General features: G+C 48.2%; 17 protein-coding genes. 9 read left to right on the top strand and 8 right to left on the bottom strand.

Annotation, left to right across the window (positions count from 1 at the left end):
- Positions 1 to 23: 23 nt before the first annotated feature.
- Together H6F72_RS19360 and H6F72_RS19355 are read right to left on the bottom strand one after the other, a co-directional pair.
- A complete protein-coding gene (locus H6F72_RS19360) occupies positions 24 to 968 on the bottom strand; it encodes a cation diffusion facilitator family transporter (RefSeq protein WP_190439344.1) in 945 nt (314 codons plus the stop codon).
- Positions 969 to 1,056: 88 nt separating this feature from the next.
- Entirely contained in the window at positions 1,057 to 2,268 is a 1,212-nt protein-coding gene (locus H6F72_RS19355) for a chromate efflux transporter (RefSeq protein WP_190439342.1), read from the bottom strand.
- Positions 2,269 to 2,456: 188 nt separating this feature from the next.
- Between H6F72_RS19355 and H6F72_RS19350 the strand changes: the two genes are divergently transcribed.
- A complete protein-coding gene (locus H6F72_RS19350) occupies positions 2,457 to 3,329 on the top strand; it encodes a Cof-type HAD-IIB family hydrolase (RefSeq protein ID WP_190439340.1) in 873 nt (290 codons plus the stop codon).
- A 277-nt stretch (positions 3,330 to 3,606) separates the two neighbouring features.
- Here the strand turns inward: H6F72_RS19350 and H6F72_RS19345 are convergent, their stop codons facing one another.
- Complete coding sequence (locus H6F72_RS19345; RefSeq protein ID WP_190439337.1) at positions 3,607 to 4,470, bottom strand: DALR anticodon-binding domain-containing protein; 864 nt, start codon at positions 4,468 to 4,470, stop codon at positions 3,607 to 3,609.
- A gap of 460 nt (positions 4,471 to 4,930) precedes the next feature.
- On the opposite strand from H6F72_RS19345, the gene H6F72_RS19340 reads away from it, so the two are divergent.
- Positions 4,931 to 5,614 carry a Crp/Fnr family transcriptional regulator gene (locus H6F72_RS19340; RefSeq protein ID WP_190439334.1) on the top strand — a complete coding sequence of 228 codons (684 nt, stop codon included), beginning with the start codon at positions 4,931 to 4,933 and terminating at the stop codon, positions 5,612 to 5,614.
- A gap of 120 nt (positions 5,615 to 5,734) precedes the next feature.
- Here the strand turns inward: H6F72_RS19340 and H6F72_RS19335 are convergent, their stop codons facing one another.
- The 5 genes from H6F72_RS19335 to H6F72_RS19315 form a co-directional block, all read right to left on the bottom strand.
- Positions 5,735 to 8,425, bottom strand: a complete 2,691-nt coding sequence (locus H6F72_RS19335) for a GAF domain-containing protein (RefSeq protein ID WP_190439331.1) — start codon at positions 8,423 to 8,425, stop codon at positions 5,735 to 5,737.
- A gap of 572 nt (positions 8,426 to 8,997) precedes the next feature.
- Positions 8,998 to 10,416 carry an ABC transporter substrate-binding protein gene (locus tag H6F72_RS19330; protein WP_190439328.1) on the bottom strand — a complete coding sequence of 473 codons (1,419 nt, stop codon included), beginning with the start codon at positions 10,414 to 10,416 and terminating at the stop codon, positions 8,998 to 9,000.
- A 6-nt stretch (positions 10,417 to 10,422) separates the two neighbouring features.
- Positions 10,423 to 11,499 (bottom strand): PstS family phosphate ABC transporter substrate-binding protein, encoded by a 1,077-nt coding sequence (locus H6F72_RS19325; RefSeq protein WP_190439324.1) that lies wholly within the window; start codon positions 11,497 to 11,499, stop codon positions 10,423 to 10,425.
- Between the two features lie 9 nt (positions 11,500 to 11,508).
- Positions 11,509 to 12,942: a serine/threonine-protein kinase gene (locus tag H6F72_RS19320; protein WP_190439322.1), complete on the bottom strand. Its 1,434-nt coding sequence runs from the start codon at positions 12,940 to 12,942 to the stop codon at positions 11,509 to 11,511.
- Between the two features lie 25 nt (positions 12,943 to 12,967).
- Entirely contained in the window at positions 12,968 to 13,975 is a 1,008-nt protein-coding gene (locus H6F72_RS19315; protein ID WP_190439320.1) for a LysR family transcriptional regulator, read from the bottom strand.
- Between the two features lie 247 nt (positions 13,976 to 14,222).
- Between H6F72_RS19315 and H6F72_RS19310 the strand changes: the two genes are divergently transcribed.
- The 7 genes from H6F72_RS19310 (at position 14,223) to H6F72_RS19280 (ending at position 19,043) form a co-directional block, all read left to right on the top strand.
- Positions 14,223 to 15,176 (top strand): hypothetical protein, encoded by a 954-nt coding sequence (locus tag H6F72_RS19310; protein ID WP_190439318.1) that lies wholly within the window; start codon positions 14,223 to 14,225, stop codon positions 15,174 to 15,176.
- A 29-nt stretch (positions 15,177 to 15,205) separates the two neighbouring features.
- Positions 15,206 to 15,688, top strand: a complete 483-nt coding sequence (locus tag H6F72_RS19305) for a 2Fe-2S iron-sulfur cluster-binding protein (RefSeq protein WP_190439315.1) — start codon at positions 15,206 to 15,208, stop codon at positions 15,686 to 15,688.
- Positions 15,689 to 15,862: 174 nt separating this feature from the next.
- Positions 15,863 to 16,345, top strand: a complete 483-nt coding sequence (locus H6F72_RS19300; RefSeq protein WP_190439313.1) for a phycobilisome protein — start codon at positions 15,863 to 15,865, stop codon at positions 16,343 to 16,345.
- A 367-nt stretch (positions 16,346 to 16,712) separates the two neighbouring features.
- Entirely contained in the window at positions 16,713 to 17,396 is a 684-nt protein-coding gene (locus H6F72_RS19295) for a V4R domain-containing protein (RefSeq protein WP_190439311.1), read from the top strand.
- A complete protein-coding gene (locus tag H6F72_RS19290) occupies positions 17,393 to 17,713 on the top strand; it encodes a hypothetical protein (RefSeq protein ID WP_190439308.1) in 321 nt (106 codons plus the stop codon). The genes H6F72_RS19295 and H6F72_RS19290 overlap by 4 nt, the downstream gene beginning before the upstream one ends.
- A 111-nt stretch (positions 17,714 to 17,824) precedes the next feature.
- Positions 17,825 to 18,295 carry a hypothetical protein gene (locus tag H6F72_RS19285; RefSeq protein WP_190439305.1) on the top strand — a complete coding sequence of 157 codons (471 nt, stop codon included), beginning with the start codon at positions 17,825 to 17,827 and terminating at the stop codon, positions 18,293 to 18,295.
- 91 nt (positions 18,296 to 18,386) lie between these two features.
- Entirely contained in the window at positions 18,387 to 19,043 is a 657-nt protein-coding gene (locus H6F72_RS19280; protein ID WP_190439303.1) for a V4R domain-containing protein, read from the top strand.
- The last annotated feature ends 9 nt before the right edge of the window (positions 19,044 to 19,052 follow it).

Below are 19,052 nucleotides of genomic sequence, written 5' to 3'. Positions count from 1 at the left end.
GAGTTCCGCTCCTTACCTGGTTCTCACCTGGGTTTGTCGTTGGTGTTGTTGGCCCCTAAAGAGTCGTAGGGATTTTCTGCCGACGATTGATCAGTGTCTATATGAATAATGGTTTGCACCGGGCCGTAGCGTTCCCGAATTGTGCCCTCCACTCGTTCTGCAATCACACGGGCGGCTCCGAGAAATTCTGGGTGCAAGACCAAATACATTTCAACAAACACTTGCCGACCCACAATTCCACGCGACTGAATCCGGTAGCAATGAGTAACGCCTTCGACTTGCCGTGCCAGTTGTGCCAAAATCTCTGGGGCGATCGCCACTTGCCGTACTAGTAAAGGTAATTGCCAGTTCAGCACGCGCCAGCAACTGCGGATCGCGACGAAGATCACTATGATCGCCAGCAGGGGATCAAGCCACACATAACCGCGCCAGACCCCTACTAAGCCAATCAACACGACCACACTCAGCCAAGCATCTTGCAAAATATGGTTGGCATTCAGCCGGAGAGCCGCACTCTCTAACACTCTAGCTTCGTAGCGCTCGAAAAAGGCCAAACAAATCCCAATGGCGATCGCTACACCCAAAAGTTGAATCAGCGGCAAATTAATACTGACTTCAAAGGGAACAGCGGCGTTGCGCGTCGAAGCTTCTAACTGTTTCAACGCCCCACCCAGCAAGCTCAGGCTAGAAAACCCTAGTAAGGCTACGAGGAAGAGAGCTCCGATTGACTCTAACCGCCCATGCCCCCAGACTTCTCGCCCGGAAGTGCGATGGGGAGAAGTGACTGCTAAGAGGCTGAGAAGTGTACTAAAACCATTGATTAAGGTGTGTACCGATTCCGCTAAAAGACTAAGGGATTTAGCTGCCCAGCCAGCCCAAACCTTCACTGCAAAAATTAGCAGTGTCAACCAAAGAGTAGCCAATAAAACTTGATGAATCGCTCGACGGCGACTGTATGCCTCTGCCATAGACCCAAAGGCTATCACAATTTATTCCTGCCTCAGTGAATGATTCTAAGGACTTAGGGAAATTCTGTCTCTAGGGGTTTGAGCATCCTCAGCCGATAAATCCTAGTTGATGTGAGGCAAATCCGATCGCTCCTCCTGCTAGCACTAACCACATAGAGTTGATTTTGAAGCGAAACACCGCGATCGCACTCAAAATTGCCACGATTACTGTGAGCCAATCCATCAATGCCGCTTGCGCCAAGGTATAGGTCACTCCTGCCATGAGTCCTAAAGAAGCCACATTTACCCCATCGAGAAATCCGCTAGCGTAGGGAGATTGACGCAACTTGGGCACCCAAGGGTTAACCACCCACACCAGCAAAAAAGCAGGTAAAAAGATGCCGAGAGTCGCAGCGATCGCTCCTGCATTTCCTGCCAGCAGATAGCCAATGAACGTCGCCGTGGTGAAGACTGGACCTGGTGTAATTTGACCAATGGCAACGGCATCTAAAAGCTGCTGGGATGTTAGCCAATGGTTACGCTCGACTAAATCCCGTTGTAAAAATGCCAGTAAGACGTAACCACTGCCATAAAGCACACAGCCAAGCTTGAGAAAGAATAGAAAGACACTCACCCAACCCACTGAGGTGACGGTCGTTGCAGGGGCACTGATTTGAGACACGACTCCCGACAACGGCAAGAAGAATGCTCCCCAAGGCTTGCCTTTACTTAGCCCGTTTTTCACAAGCATGACCGCGATACCTAACGAAACGAGCACCAAAATTTCGTTCCAGCCCGCTAAGTAGGCCGCGATCGCGCTTACCCCTGCAATAATGGTGGGCCTGTCCTTGGCTGCCTTTTTTCCTAGATTCCACACCGCCTGTATCACGATGGCAATAATGACCGGTTTGATGCCATAGAGTAGCCATGACACTTGGGCCACAGTTTGATAGCGAGCATAAATAGCAGCCAATGCCCAAACAATCAGCATGGCAGGCAGAATAAAGCAAGTTCCTGCTACCAATAAGCCTCGCCATCCGGCTCGTTCGTAACCGATATGAATGGCTAACTCTGTCGAATTGGGACCAGGAATCAAATTCGTGACCCCGAGTAAATCGAGCAGTTTCTCCCGGCTCATCCATTGACGGCGACTGACCACCTCATGGTCCATCATGGCGATGTGGGCAGCAGGCCCGCCAAAAGCGATCGTCCCCAGTCGCAAAAACACGATTGCGAGTTCTGTTAGTCGCTCTTGTTTCGTAGTTGGAGCGCGATCGCTCTCTGCTGCCTGTCCCTGAAACTCCTCAGGTTCCTGCGTCACCGCAACTCTCCTGTGTTGATGGTTAGATCAGGATCGTGCCAGATTAAGCGCTGCATTTGTGTCAATCTAAGACGGGCGATTGCACTTTCGCTGTTACCTGAAGGCAGGTCGGCTGAGCCTGATACCCTGAGGATTGAATACCAACACAACAGTTCAGCCTTTACCAGCTAGCACCTGAGGAAGTCACGATGCAGGAATCTACAGCCACTCCACCCGCTTCAGCAAAGTCTACCGAGGTAACGCCCAAAGACATTCAGTTATTGGTTTTGGATATTGATGGCACGATCGCTGGAACTTCCAACCAAGTTCGTGAACCTGTCAAGCAAGCGATTCGGGCCGCCCAAGCCAAAGGTGTAAAGGTGGCGATCGCCACAGGGCGGATGTTTTGTTCAGCGGTGCGTTTCCACCAAGCTGTTGGCTCTGACTTGCCGCTCCTAGCTTATCAAGGAGCCTTGATTAAAGATGTATCGACTCAACAAACGCTCCGTCATTGGCCTGTCTCTAAGGAAACAGCCCACCATTTATTAGATTATTTCGAGCAGCCAGAGTTGCGATCGCTGCTATCGGTGCATTTCTATATCAATGATCAGCTCTATGTTCGAGAACTGACGCCAGAAACCAAGATTTATGCTGAGCGCTCCGAAGTAGAGCCGATTGTGGTGGGAGATTTGCGTCGAGCGCTGACCGATGAACCCACAAAAGTATTGGCCTTGAGCGATGACACAGAAGTGATTGAGCGATTATTTGGTGGGTTGCGCCAACGTTACACCCCCGCAGAACTTTACCTGACCAAATCAGTGGCGACTTTCTTTGAGGCGACTAATCCTTTAGTGAATAAAGGCATTGCTGTGAAATACCTCACCGAAGAGATGCTAGGTCTTAAAGCCGAAAATGTGATGACCGTAGGCGACAACTTTAATGATCTAGAAATGCTGGAATACGCCGGAGTTGGTGTGGCGATGGGAGATGCACCAGATGACGTAAAAGCGATCGCGAGTTGGGTTGCTCCCAGCGTAGAGTTGGATGGAGCTGCCGCTGCGATCGAAGAGTTTGTTCTGTAATTTGGATGGGGAAATGCTGGTTTAAAAGTCAGAAAGGGCACCGACGACTGGCCGTGTTTCGTCTCGGTGCCCTGACTGGTTCGCTCCTCACACAAGATTTAATATAACTGACTGACACAGCTTTGTCACCCCCTCTTCAAACAAATTTCATAAGATACTACATTTGATATCCACAATATGAGAGTTTTATGGTAATAACCTTAGGACTTGAACGCTTTAGCCAACCGCTTTTGAGCCAAAATTCTGTCTTAGTGCTGACTTAGCGCTGAGCATACTTCTATAGTTCGGTAGGGGCTACTAAGCCCAACACCTCTTGTATTAGTACTTGCAAGAGAGGCTGAGTCGCCAAGACCAAACCTAGCCGCGCTTGCACCAAAGCTTGATCGCTCTGCTGAACATGCCCCCAAAAACGGCAAGCATCGTAGAAACTTAGAAACGCTTTTGCCAAGACTGCGACTAACCTCTCAACCATGCGGTACCCTTTGGGCTCTAAAGGCAATGCGATCGCTGCGGCTAACAGGCTCTGTAACTCATCGACTGTATCAATCAGGGCAAAAATCAAACTTTGTTCAGCGGGATGCACTAAACGTAGTTCGCTCTGTGAGTTTAACCAAGGATTCCTTGGGGCTGCGATCGCGCTTGAAGTCAAGCTATTTATATAGACAGACTCCTCAGCTAGTAATCCCTGCTCCCGCGCTAAACGTAGCAAAGAGCAACAGCGAGCGTGAGTATACTGAACTGCAAACGGGTCAAAAATATGACCTTGATTAACCTTTGATGACTTTTGTGGAGCTACTACTGGGCTCAGTTCTTGCCTAACCCCCTCAACTGACTGTTGCAATTGCGGGGTCGAATGATACGTCATGCACTGTAACCAATCAGCCAAGCCTTGGGGTATCAGTTCAAAATAAAGCCAACCAGACGGTTCAAACTTCACCGTAAAATTCCTTAAGCTAAAACTCACGCCTGCTAAGAGAGGTTCGTCAGGTGAATTCTGAACGAGCGCTGCTTGGGAAAAGTGCTCAGTGATTAGCCTTGCAAGCTCTATAGCTGGCTTCTGGCAATGCTTGGCGAGTTGTAAAGCGATCGCCGAACTGTACAAAATCGGCATTTTTCCCTTGACCCGCTGTACAGAAATCACCAGTTTTGGCTCTCCATTTGGTAGCAGGCTGGATTCTATCGTTGGTGTTGTTAAAGAGCAAACTTTTGGGAAAACATCACTCCGTAGGCAGATTACCTCTTGTAACTGCCTCAGTAACAATAATTGCAGCGCAGGGTAGGTAACGATCGGTAAACTCTTACTCACGTATGGTACGAGGATAACCAGGTTTAACCTGCTCACTTTAGGCTAATAGGTCAGCAGAGCGTCGGAACTTTCTTGAAAAATGAGAGTTCATGGCATTTGACCTTCTCCGTGTTTATACATTTCTTCATGTACGATTGTTAGTACAGAGATGGAAACACTGAACAGAGTCAAGCCAAGCTAGCTGTATAAAATTGACCTAGCCTGAGGAGTTAATTTGAGCTTAATCGTCCGTGCCCCCCTTAACAAGTTTGCTGTCTTAGGTCCTTATCTGTTTAGTTTCTAAAAGCCTGGTCTTATGTACTCAGTATCCTCACCTTCAGAAGCATCTCGACCTTTCCTAACCTGGCAGCGCATCTTAGATTGGTCTCAGGAGCACTACCGCTGTCGTGTCTTCAGCAAAGACGAGAAAATCCCTGCTCGTCCTGGTTTACTGTATCTAGTACAAAAGGGCTCTGTCCGCCTAGTGGGAAGTGCTCAAGTCAGTGCCACAGGCAATTCGCGCCTTCCCCGCATTAGTCCAGAAGAAGCTTTTCTAGGTTTTGTGGGTGCCGGACAGCCATTTGAGATTGTAGCTCAGTCTCCATTCACACTGCAAAGCTATGCTCACGTAGACCAAACCTCGGTGGTTTGGATGTATTGGCACGATCTAGATAATTGGCCACATTTTCGCCGAGAAGTACTAGACGCCTTCCGCTACCAACACCAACGCAAATTGCTGTGGTTGAGTACTTTGGGCCAGCGTCGGACCATTGACCGTTTGTTAGGGTTTCTGACTTTGCTAATTGAAGAGTTTGGTGAACCCTGCGAGAATGGTTATTTCCTTCCTTGGTCTCTTACCCATGCTCAGATTGGGAGTGCGATCGGCTCTACTCGCGTCACGGTAACCCGCTTGATGGGTAAGCTGCGACAGAAGGGCTTGATCTACACCCAAGGCGATAATCTGCTGTGCTTGCCTGCCGAATCTATCGCGCATCGCTAAAACTATTTATTATTTCTGTTGACAATCTATTCTTAGGGTGCTGAGTATGAGGGCTAACTAGCCCAGTTGGTGCTAGCTAGTCGCTCATGCCAGTTGTGGTTTGAGCCCAATGCGGTCACGCTAGGTCATGGGCTTTATGGCTATGTAATTCAAGCCTAGCAAGGGCTGCGCAGACTCTTGTAGTGGCAAGGACAGGATAAAGCGTGACCCGTTTCCGCTCTCAGACTCCAGTGTAATGGAGCCGCCATGGAGTTCTGCTAACTTGCGGGTAATTACCAGCCCTAGTCCGCTGCCTTGGTGTTGCCGAGACAGAGAGTTGTCAATTTGTGAGAATGGCGTAAATAGTAGATCTTGCTCGGCTTTGGCGATGCCAATTCCTGTGTCCCACACCAGAAAATTAACGGTATCTGGGATACTATCGGATTGTTGCTGGTGAGAGCGGTAGACTTTCATTCCCACTGCCCCCGCTGGAGTGAACTTCACGGCATTGGTCAGTAGGTTAAGCAACATCTGTTTGAGGCGTCTAGGATCAGCCACGATATATTCTAGTTCTGGCTCAACTTCCATTTCTAAGCTCAGATTTTGATTCTCGACATGCTCTTGAATCAAACTAATGACGCTTTCACAAATATCATTGATAAAAATCTGCTGAGGTTCGAGTTCTAGGCGATCGGCCTCTAAGCGTGACAAATCCAAAATGTCATTAATTAAGTCGAGCAGGTGCTGCCCGCTCAGGTGGATGCGCTCGATATAGTCTTTTTGTTTGGGATTGAGCTGGCCAAAAAATTCTTGCAATAGAACGTTGGAGAACCCCAAAATCGCGGTCAGAGGGGTCCGCAATTCATGGCTAGTAGTCGCAATGAATTCTTCTTTTAGCCGAGTTGTTTCAGTGAGTTGATGATTTTGAGTTTCTAAGAGTTGCCACTGTCTTCTAAAATCGCTGATGTCTCGACAGACTCCCACGACTCGCTGCACAACTCCGGCTGGATCAGCGATGGGTGTATAGATTGTTTCAAACAGTCTGGTGCCTGATGGTAGAGAAAGCTCGTGATCGACGAAAACGGGTTCTCCGGTTTTGAAGGCTTGGGCAATGAGTTGATCAAGCTCCTGCCCGGAGGAACCTAGCAGCTCTCGGTTGGTTTTACCCAAAACTTCGGGTAGCGGGTATCCCAACAAGGCGAGGCCAGCGGAATTGATGGCTATATACCGCTGCTCTTGGTCGTATTCGACAAAGATATCAATCGATTTCTCTAGAAATAAACGGAAATGCTCAGCGCTAGCGCGTTGCTCATGTTCTTGGCGATACAAATAGGCTTGGCGTAAGGCGATCGCGCATTGGTTGGCTACCTGCTCTATCAGCTTGATTTCGGCTGGCTCAAAGTGGCGGGGTTGAGTGTGGTAGACACACAAGGCTCCAATCAAACCTTGATTATCCAGGATGGGGCTAATCAGTTGGGTAATCACTGTTGAGTCAGAGTTTAACGGTTCTGAGGCAGCGCGATCGCTGCGAACCAATATGGGTAAAGGTAACTCTCGAAGGGATGCCCAGGAAACTTCATGAATACAGGCTTCGCCCGCTAAGAGCTTTTGACGGCATGGTTCTGGCCAACTTTGGATTGCAAAGCGTTGCCCGACTAAGGACTGATCTGAGGGAGGGGAGGAGTGTTCATAGCGAACTTCTAGCGATCGCTGACGGGGGTGAAACAGGCTGGCATAACAGCCATCGATTGCTAAAGTTTGGACTAAGCCTTCTACAGCGGCTTTGAGGACTTGATCTTCTGATAAGTCTTTGCGGAGGGTTTCGGTTAAGCTGCGGATGAGTTGCTCAAATTGCAGCGATCGCTCTAGAGATCGAGTGCGTTGGTTGACGTGATCTTCTAATTCTTGAGCATAGGTTTGCAACTGTTGCAGTAAGCTAGCTTGCTCTAGCGCGATCGTGACTTGGTCGGCGACCGCTTGAACTAATTGCTGCTCATCGGTCGTCCAGTTTCGCGGAGTTCGACAGTGGTGGACGACCAGCAAGCCCCACAAGGTCCGCTTTTGTGGATCTACTGTTTCCTGAATGCGTTGAATAGAAACGGCAATCATGCTGCGAGTCTGCACTTGTTTGAGCATGGCTCGGTGGCAGTCTGCCAAAGGTTCTTGCTCTACATTGGCTACACACCAAAGCTTGCCTAGACGGTATGCCTCTATATAAGGCGGAGGGATGCACTCCGCTGGAAAACTTTGCCCCAGCATTGCTGGATAGCACAAGCTAACTGACTCGGCAATACAGGTGCCGCTTTGATCTGGTAGCAACTGATAAGCTAAGACGCGATCTGTGTCTAGGGCCTGTTGTAGTCGGACTACGGCAAGCTGGACGATCGCTGAGAAATCAAACGTAGTGCGAATTTGGGCCGAAATGTCACTTAGTAAGGCCTCGCGTTCTCGTCGCTGTTGAATTTCTTCCGCTACACGCTGGCGATCGCTCAAGTCTGTGACAAAAATCATCAGGTAACTGTCTTCATCTACTGGCTCACCAACTAAAGCCAGTTTCACTTCTGCCCAGATAAGCGAGCCATCCTGAGAGAAAAAGCGTTTTTTTATTACCGTTTCACTTGGCTGGCCTTGAATGATTTGCTGTAGTAAATTAAGTTCTAAGGGTAAATCTTCTGGATGAGTAATGCTGCGATAATCTAGCCGTCGTAGTTCAGCTTCGCTATAACCAATCAAGCGACAAAAAACTGAGTTAGCCTTTAAAATACCACCCTCTAAACTTTCGTAGAGAATGCCAATTGGCGCATGCTTTAATAGCTGATTTACACTATCCATCGGCAGCAAAGCTAAGCTGTAAAATTATTGTTTCAAGCTCTTGTTATTTTAATTCCCTGCGAAAGCAGTGGATTTAGTAAAGATGGCTTGAGAGTGGTGAAGTCCACTCATTCTAGTGTAGGAATAATTCTTTGTTCAATCCGGACTTTAACTAGTTCTTCAATAAAAAAATATATAGCTATCCTAAAGTAGTGAATGAGTGATGCGCGTAAAGGATATATCTGTCCCAAATCCTATTTATTCCCAAATTCTTGGAAACTGCTATACAAGAATAAAATGATTAATATTGTTAACTTGTTTACTAAGTTAATTGGCAGGCGACAAGGTCCAGTTTTAGTATTATCTCGTACTGATTGCCACAGCAGTATATCTTTAGTTAAGCCAGAAAATATCAGTGTAAATCCAGTTGATTTCGCTAAATTGACAGTGAAATCAAAATTAATTGCTTGCTATAACAGGCACAACCCATTTGGATTGCTATATTACTTCGCCAGATTAAACTTAGGGTGCTCCTAGGCAGGCGAAGCCAAAATTAGTGAGGTGGAATATTACTGCGGGAACTGAGTGGGCAACTACTGTGATGGCACAGGGACAAAATCATAACCCGTTCCCGATCGCGAGCCAGGAGCAATTTTGACGAGTTGAACCGAAGCATTGCGATCGCCAGAAGGCAGAAATCGAATGGTGCCTGAAGCGCCTGTCGTAGAGAAGTCGGCACTAGATAACGCCTGTTGGATGCCTGCTCGGGTTGGGCTTTGCCTTAAGGCTGCAAAGAGCGCTTGCGTCGCATCATAAGCCAGGGCAGTCCGCCAGTTGACATCACCACCCCACAGTTTTTGAGATTCCTGGGGAAAGGGAGAAGTTGGATCAGTGTTAATATGCCACGGCACAGCCAAGACCATTTCTGCGGCGGCATCGCCCCCGATTTCTAAGGTTTTAGGGGTGTAAACATCATCACCACCTAAAACATCAAGGCGTTTGCGATTGAGCTGAACAACTTGGAGCGCTCTGTCTAGGCTATCGGTCGTAGCGGCTAACATGAGCACTTCAGCATTTTGCTTCACGGCTTGCTCAATACTTTTGGCCGCACTAAAGTTGGCCTCAGCCAGATCAAATTCTGCGGTTACTTGTCCACCTCGCGTCAGAACCGAGCTGACAAATTCAGATTTGAGAGATTTGCTGTAGTTACTCTGAGAATTGAAGAAAACCGCGGCATTCTTTTGCTGTAACTTGCTCAGCATGTAATCTGCTAATGCTCTGGCTGCCACATAGTCGCTAGGGACAGTGCGAAAAACATAATTGCTAAAGCCTGATAGTTTTACAGAAGTGCTGACAGGAGAAATGGCAACCAGCTCTTCAGCTTCATAAACGGAGCCTGCTGCTAAAGAAGCGTCACTAGCAAAGTGACCCACCACCCCTAAGATTTGATTGTTTTCTGCTAAGGCCGCAGCAACTCGTTTGGCAAGCTCTGGATTGTTGTCGTCATTGGCGATCGCGACCCTGAGCAATGTGCCGTTAATGCCTCCAGCCCGATTAATTTCAGTTTGCGCTTGAGCTACCCCGCGAAAAATTTCTAAAGCTCCATTTAGGTCCGTGTTCACAGGAGCTACAACTGCGATCGCATAGCTTTTGCGCTGACCAACACGAGCATTATTCAGAAAAATTAAAGTCTCGGGGTCATTGCGCTGCTCTTTCAAAGCCGCCGTAAAACTACCAATTGCTTGGTCATAGCTTTCCTGAGCAAGGGCTTTCATGCCGTTCTCTTTGCGGGGGCTGGGTGCTCCTGGGCTCAGCGTCTGTTCCCCAAAACTAATGATGGGTTGCTGGGAATCCAGTTTGGCATCAGGAGACTCACCCGCTTTAGGATTGAGCAGCGTGCTGATGCCAGAACCAGGGGTGCGATGCGTCATCCACCAAGCACCAGCCCCCAGAAGACCTAGAGTGATTAACAATGAGGCAGCAAGAACGGCAGTTTCATTTTTGGGTGACATAGCGGCTTAGCGAATCCTGACAAAACCTGCTCTGGCAATTAGATTTTGGCCTTCTTCTGTCAATAAAAAATTGGCATAAGCCTCGCCTGCTTTTTCTTCAGCTTGACCATTTTGTTGAATCACCACGTACAAATTTCGGATTAAAGGATACTGTCCCTGTTGAAATCCATCTGTGTTCAGCCGATTTCTCTGAGCGGGGCATTGCGAGGAGGTAACCAGTGGCGCTTGATAGGGAGCGATGAAGCTGCTGCCCTGACGAGACAAAGGTAAAGGCTTAATTGTGCATTGGGGCACTACTTCGGGAGCGGAAGCAAAGTACACTCCCCCAGGATCTTCCGCCAACTTGCGAATCGCTTGTGTGGTCGTAGAAACAAATTCTACAGTAGGGCCGAACGTTTGCCCTCCCAACACATCTTCGACAAACAGTTCAACTGTACCACCGGAGTTCGTGGGGCGGGTGTATGGTGTGATACTAAGGTTAGGGCCTCCCACCTGATTCCAATTGGTAGTTTGGCCTGTGTAAATGGCTTTGAGTTGCGCCAGTGTTAGCCCTGGCAAGTTGAGTCCTGGATTCACCGCAACGGCAATCCCATCGATCGCAACTGGAATCTGCTTGAGTTCTTTCCCTTGTTGCTCTGCCTTATTTGCCTCTGACTCCAAAATCGGTCGAGAAGACTGAGCAAAGGCCAAGCGATCGTTGATTAACATGCGAATGCCACTACCCGAACTGGCCGAGCCTGAATCAGGTCCCAAGTAACGCAGTTGAAATTCAGGTCTGGCTGCTTGAACTGCGGAGTCAACGGTTAAACGCAGAGGAGCCCACGAAGTGCTGCCCCCGTACTTAAAGGACCCAGAGGGTATATTTTGAACGTCTGCAAAGCCTTGAAGTTTGCTTCCTGGCTGGCTAGCAACGGCTGGTGGCAAATCACTACGTGAGTCAGATTTCTTTTGTGACGTTGGCTGTAGCAACCCACCTAATGGAGCGCCAGAGCGTCTCATGAGCCACACAGTACCCCCGCCGACTAAACCAAGGGTAATTAAAAGCGCCAAGACGAGTGTAGCCGTTTCATTTTTCTGAGCCATGAATCCTGCCTACAGAAAACGAGACAATAGGGTGTAAACCAGACGAAATAGAGCGGCCACTGCGATCGCGATCAGTCCAGCAAAGGTCACGACAATTAAAATGTTGGGGAAGAACGTCAACGTCCAGAACCCCCTAAGCAGATACATTAGAGCCAGCGTAATTCCGGTAATAATCACCAGATCCACCTTTTCGATCACACGCCGAGATTGAGCCCACACCAAGACACTCAAAACCAACAGCGAGACTCCAACCCCAATCCAAAGCGGTTGGAACAAGCTCGTAAGCGCGATCGCAATTAGTCCTCCCTCAAACCCTGTAAATGCCGCGCCACCTAGTAGTTCCAGCGTGGAGAAGCGAGGCCGAGTCATCGAGGGTGGGGCAGGAGGACTAACAACAGGTGGTGGTGGAGGAGTCGGGGAAGTGGAAACTGGAACAGGCGGCGGGGGAGTTGCTGCAGTACCTGGGGAAACAGGCGGCGGGGGAGAAACTGACGGGGTAGCCCCTAGTGCCAGTGCTGCCGTGACCTCGGCTACAGATTGGAAGCGCTGGCTTGGTGTGGCTAAGAGCATCCGATCTAAAACATCAGCCAGGCGAGCGCTAAGCGTTACCTGCGATCGCCAATTCCAGGAATTGCTGTAAGAGTCAAAGAGGTCACCAGGTTCTTTGCCTGTCAATAAATGAATACAAGTGACCGCAAGGGCGTATAAATCTGTAGCGGGGTACACTTGGCCGCCGGAGGTTTGTTCGGGTGGGGCATAGCCAGTGGAGTAGATTCCAGTTGAGGATTTTGAGGTAGCGCCTGCCGCCTTCTTAACCGCGCCAAAGTCTAGCAAATAAATACGACCATTGCGGTGCCTCATGATGTTGGAGGGTTTAATGTCGCGATGGATGGAATGATTGTCATGCACAAACCGCAAAATCTTCAGTACTTCCACCAAAACTTCCACCACCTCATCCTGGGAAAGCTGCCCCTTCTGAGCTAGCTCCTCCTCCATATTCTGGCCGTCTATAAACTCCTGCACCAAGTAGAAAAATTCGTCTTGCTTATTAGAAGTGCGGCTCGGCACCGTCAAGGAGAAAAAAGCAAATAGATCAGGAATCTGGGGGTGGTTGTTGCCTAGTTGCTCTAGAACTTCGGCCTCACGCTCAAAAAGATTTTTAGCTACTTCAATCTGATCAGCACTCAAGTCACCTGACGGCTGGAACTGCTTAACCACACATTGGCGCATTGCTGGGGTGTAGCGATCGCGAGCCAGAAATGCAGCCCCGAAGCCACCTTTGCCTAAGAGCTTCAGTGGCAAGTAACGACCCAGCAAAATTAAAGACATGCCACAAGTGGTGCAATACTTTTGTGGCACTGTTTTCAAAACTTGGGTGTTATCTAAATCAGCAAACGAATTTTGCGGTCTTAGGCAGCCTGGACGGGTGCAGTAAAGATCCATGAGCTTTCAAGTGATGGCAATTGGGCTAATCCATACCACTAGAGCTAGGAACCACGGTTGTCAAAGCAGGTGATCCTAAAAGTTCAGCCTCGTGCTGCTTCATAGCCTGATTTGGGTTGCTGAATCGAGGCAAAACCTCATTGAGAAACGCTTCAGCGGCTTTCGAGCGGTAACGATTGGGATTGAGAATGACAGAGAGCATCCGTTGAACGACGACCTCATCAATCCTGGCTCGATGGAGGACCCCCATCTGAAGTTCTTTCTCGATGGCAGAAACTGAGACGAAGGCAGCTCCTAAGCCCGACTGCACCGCATTTTTAATCGCCTCTATCGAATTGAGTTCCATCTCAATCTTGAGGCGACGAGTTTCAATCCCACAGCGCGTTAAAACTTGATCAATCACCTTGCGAATCGTGGATTGAGAGTCTAAGGCAATAAATTGCAGTTTATAAAGGTCTTCTTTCTGAATCGTGCTCACCCTAGCAAAAGGGTGAAACACAGGTAAGATGAGTGCGAGTTCGTCTTCAGCGTAGGGAATAATTTCTAATGAATCTTGCAGTTCAGGAGGAACCTCACCTCCAATGATCGCTAGGTCAATTTGTCCATTCGCTACACTCCAGGAGGTTCGACGGGTGGAATGAACATGCAACTGCACCGAGACATCAGGGTATTGTTGCCGAAATAAGCCAATCATGCGAGGAAGTAGGTAAGTTCCCGTCGTCTGACTCGCGCCAATAATTAGGGTGCCACCTTGAAGATTTTGCAGATCTTCGATCGCGCGACAGGTTTCTTGACACAGCGTTAAGATTTTTTCCCCATAACTGAGGAGTAGGTGACCTGCTTCAGTCAGTTGAGCCCGACGACCACCACGATCGAACAACGGCACATCGAGTTGCCGCTCTAGATTCTGTACCTGCAAACTGACGGCGGGTTGAGAGACATACAAGCTGTCAGCGGCTCGCTTAAAACTTCCCTCAGCGGCGATCGCTTTGAGAATACGGAGTTGATCCAAGGTAAAAGGAAGGTCAGACATAACGGCTAAACCTGCGAAAAAGGAGCCTAGTAGCACCAAGTCAATGAACAGAAATTAACAGAATTTACAGAATTTAGGGAAATGTAAAATTTGCGACGGTGGGTGCATGTATTGTATGGATTCTAGGATGATGCTAGTTAGGCAATCGGAAACCAGATTTCTTCCCCACACTACTTTGTGGCACAAATTAAACCGGATCCATTGCAGCGAAATTGAAAATAAATGAAACTTAGCGTTTGAAGCATTTATGAAGCGGGAGGTTGTCCGGGACTTTCTGAATTTACCAGGAATTGCGGGTGTTGCCCTAATGGATGGGCGATCGCGCCCTTACTTTTGTGGCGTCGATCAAACATTAAACTTTCAACAGAAAGAAGCACTCGCTCAAGGAATTCGGCAAGTAGTTGAAACGACCCCAGATGGATTTGAATCTTTCGTCTTTCAATTCACGGGGCACCAAGTTTTCATCTATAAACTTGAGCACGGCATTATTTTGTTGGTGTTAGCACGCTCACAGCTAGTTTATGCAGACTATTTAGAAGCGATCGTCAACCTCAAAGCCGCTTTGCAAGAAGACATCACCACCGCGATCGCAACTTTCCGCTTATTAGCCAGCGATGTCACCATGTCAGGCCACAACTACTGGAAACAGCGGATTGATGGCAACCCCACCAGCACTCTAGACTCCAGCCTAACCACAGGTGCTCGCTCTTTTAGTCGCGACTCACCCGCTGCTATCAATCCATCCCTTTCAGACTTAGAGCCTGCTGTTACACCCTTAAATGGTAAACAAAGTTCATCTACACCCCCGCAGACTCCACCTCCGGTTGGCCTAGAGTCCCATGCCCCTAGTTATGCCCCTGTAGATCTAAAGGAGCTACTGACAACACTCAATCACCTGAGCCAGTTCACCACCCAGTACCTTGGTACGGCAGTGATCACCAACTATTGGAAATCTAGTCGTCCGGATTTGGATTGGTTGCATAACTTCCAGGTCGATCGCTCAGCTCAGCTCACCTTTTCTAGCCCACTGGCTCAAGGCACCAACCAACCAATTACGACTGAACAACAGCAATGGATTCAGCAGTGGGTGGTTGCGTTCATCAAACGGTGTTCTCAAGTTATTCGTGACTTTCCCACCATTGTTGAGCAAAGAGCCTTAAATGACCGCCAAAAACAAATCTTATTACAGCAATCTCCATAAGTTTTTCTACAGAATTCGGTGTTAAAAATATGGCTAAAATTGTTCGACTAGAACCGATCGCCCAGCAAACTTCGGTTGAAACCAACGGCAGTCTGCTCTCAATTTTGATCAACAAAGACTTAGACGTGCTCAAAGAATGCGGTGGGCGAGGCATGTGTGCCACCTGTCACGTTTATGTGAGCCAGGGGATGGACTCCCTCTCCCCCATGAACCGCCGGGAGCAGCGAACTTTAGAAATCATTACTACATGCAAACCTAACTCCCGCCTCGCTTGTCAATCGCGAGTGTTAGGCAATGGTGTGGTGGTGGAGCTACCACCTGGTATGTACATCAACTCGTTACAGGATATTGAGGCGCTAATCGGGCGACGAGCCGAGCAAGATTTACTCCACCCGATTACAGGCCAAGTCCTAGTTGAAGTCGGAAAATTGATTACTCGTTCTATGCTGAAGCAACTAGAAGACACGAGTTTCAAAGTCGGAGAATATTTCCCTCATACCACTGATGTTTAAGGGCTGTTCTAAGGGGAGTGAATCCGATCTTCAACTTAGTGACCCTATTGATCTAGCTTTTTTGCCTTAGCTTTTCCTCGCTTTAGCGCATAGGTTGGGGTTGGTTGTGTTCCTAATCTTCAAACCTGGGGCATTATTAAGAGAACTTAAGCCTTTGGCCAACGCTCCACACCCATGCTGAGTCAAATTCAATATCTGAGCCAAGCAGTAGATGGTCGATATGCCACGGATGAAGAGCTACAGTTCATCAGTGACTATCTTCAGTCTTTTAATCTTCGCCTGAGTGCTTATGCCAGACTCCAAGTAGCTGAGGCTACCATTGTTCAACAGGTACAAGCCAAGCTGCGATCGCTCGACCCCTCATTGCTTCAAAATGGCTCGGAAGATGTAACTGGGAAATGGCGACGAGATACCATCCGAGTATTGCGTTACTCTGCGATCGCAATGTTGCTCAATGATGCCGATTGGCTGCGCGATCGCCTACTGTATTGGATGCAAACAGTGATGAAAGCGTTTGGAGCCCAACGGAGTTGCGATGCCACCTATCAGATCATGCAAGAGGTGGTGCAGCAACACTTAACTCCTCCAGAAGCCCGTTTGTTTTGTCCCATCCTAGAGCTAAATCGTGCTTTGCTAGGGGGCTCGCCGGATTCTTAGGTGAGAAGCACAACTCTGACAAACTAGGCTGGTTTTCCAATGATTTAGGGCTGCTATAGATTTATAACTGTTAGATTTATAGCATTTAGGGAATATTGATCAGTGGGGAAGCTGGGATTTTCCCGGACCGTTGCAGACTGTTTCAGATTGGAATGCTCCGTGGGTGATCCTAAGAGACTAAGCATTGTAAAGACCCAACAACCTCTAGTTTCGCCAGCCCTTAAAATAGGAACGCAGTTTTGTTAAACATCAGCCTGCCGCATTGCTCTAGCCATTTTTGCGGATCAGTGAGCTGAGTGAGAGCGCAAATTAAAACCCTTACGTTTGTTTCTATTTCAGTCCATTTGCACTTTGCCAAGAGCATCCTATGGTGATCGCAGCTAACAGCTCCCAAGCCCTTAAAAACAAAATTGCTAAGAAGCATAATCACTACGGCTTCAAAGACTTCTTTCAGTTTGATCCTGATCGCGGCACGATCGTAGATTGGAACGGTAGTCAAAATCTTCTGACCAGTGAAGACTTTATTATTGGCTTGGTCGAAGGTCTGGAAGAGGAAGTCGGTGATGCTTCTGCCGCCATCATGTACACCATTGGTTGTGAGTGGGGGCAGAAAGATTCTTTTTTCTTTGAAAAATGGTTTGAGAAAGAGTTTGAACGCAACATGCGCCAAACTAACTTATTGTTCCTCCTAGAAACTTGGTGGTGGCCTTTTACCTCGCAAGGTTGGGGACGCTGGGAAGTAGACTTGGGCGATCGCAAACAGGGATTTATGTTCATCAACCTGTTTGACTCAGCCGTCGCTCGCTCCCTAGGGGACGTTGGCAAGCCTGTTTGTTATTTGTACGCAGGCTTATTTGCGGGCTTCTTTACAGAAATGGTGAAAAAGCAACTGAGCTGCATTGAAATTCAGTGCTACTCAATGGGCGAGACCTACTGCAAGTTTTTGTTGGGTGGACAAGATCGGATTGATGCAGCTGCCTTCTGGCTCAATGAAGGTGCTACAGCACGAGATATTGAGAAGCGTCTACGTTTGGGGGATAGATTGGGATGACTGCTATCACTGTTGCTCCACCCAATGGCACTAAACCTGAAACCCAATCCAAGAGTTGGTTGCAGTCCTCAGTTCAAACTTTTTTTACAGGTTTTAATTGGGAAGACCAGTCAGCTGAAGTGCAAGAGCTGAAACTTCAGGGATTACAAGGAACCAACACTCCTTTGAGCTTGACTCTGAGTGTGAACCAATTCTTTGGTGCCATCAACTGGGAAGGTGTGGTGGCAGCGGCTCCTGTGGCAGTTTTAGCTCCCACATCGCAACCTGTATCGGTAGCGAATGACTTGACCCTGGATGATTTCTCTAGCCTTTTTTAGGCTGCCGCTTTTAGCTTGTCCCTTTGGCTTCTCATAGTTAGCTTAGCTTGCCACTCTCAGCTCGCTTTTGGGTGAGCGCTTTCTTGCAACTTCTAAATCTGGCCTGTAATTATGCACCAACAAATTGAATCGCTTTTCGATGAAGCTGAGAGTCGTTACTTAAAACCTGAAGAACTAGGTGTCTTAAGCCAGTATGTGGACTCTTTGCCTCAACGACTAGAAGCCTATCGGCATCTGCGGGATCAGGAATTGGACGTGATGCAACAGGTCGCTAATCAATTGCAGGCAGCGCTGCCCCAGGAAGAAACAGAAACTCTAGAGCGGAGCATCAAGCATGCTTTGCTGCTGCTGCGTTACTGTGCCATGTCGATGTTGCTTAATGACAATTCTTTCGTGCAGAATCGCTTGCTGAGTTGGCTGACTCGCACGGTCCAAACCTATAATACGCAAACGGTTGACATGACGCTGTATCGGTTCCTGAATCAGCGTTTAAGCCAAGTTCTCACTCCCCAGCAGTTGAACTTGTTGAAACCGCCGCTAGCGTTGGCTCAAAATACGTTACTAAACCAGGGTAAGGCTTAAAGTTTTGAGATAGCCTGAAGCGATCGCGATTCTCTTCACTTTCTGACAAACTTCTAGCCATTCGTCACTGAATTTCTTTAGAGCAGTTTTTATGATTTCTGTTGCTGATCTACTGATTGATAATCGTATTCCTGGCAATTATTTTGCGACCGATGCTTATGTTCAGGGCGACCTAGAACTGGGCCTACTGGAAAACCGTCGAGGCGATCGCTTATTGGCCTTGCCTGAGACTTTGATTCAAGGCATTTATGCGGGCCTAGATAAAGAAACAGGCCAAGCGACTCGTTTAGTTTTAATGAACTGTGGTCGCTGGTGGGGTAAAAACTTTTATGCTCGCTTTTGCGAAGAGCTGAACGATTATTACGGCACTGCCTTAGCTGACATGGCAATGGTTGAGTTTTTGCAATCTCTACAGCAATGTTGGCTGACTCACGGTTGGGGGAAAATTGATTTAGATCAATCCCATCAAAACCGAGGATTTTTGGTGGTAGAGATCGTGAATTCTCCCTTTGCTCAGCATGCTCCTAAACTCAATCGTCCGGTCTGCTTTTTAGAAGCTGGAATTCTCAGCTCGTTCTTCAGCCAGCTAACCAATAAAGACCTTTACTGTGTGCAGACGACCTGTGAATCAATGGGCGCTGATCGCAATCGTTTTATCTTAGGCTTAGCCAAGCGGCTGGAGCCAGCAGAAGCTATGGTAGAGAATCAGCTAGACCATGAAGCGATTATGCAAAAACTTTGCGCTTAAATTGGCTTA

This window comes from Trichocoleus sp. FACHB-46, assembly GCF_014695385.1.
In the GTDB taxonomy this organism is placed as follows: domain Bacteria; phylum Cyanobacteriota; class Cyanobacteriia; order FACHB-46; family FACHB-46; genus Trichocoleus.
The sequence above is the reverse complement of the archived record's forward strand: the minus strand, read 5'-3'. Positions and strand labels throughout refer to the sequence as shown.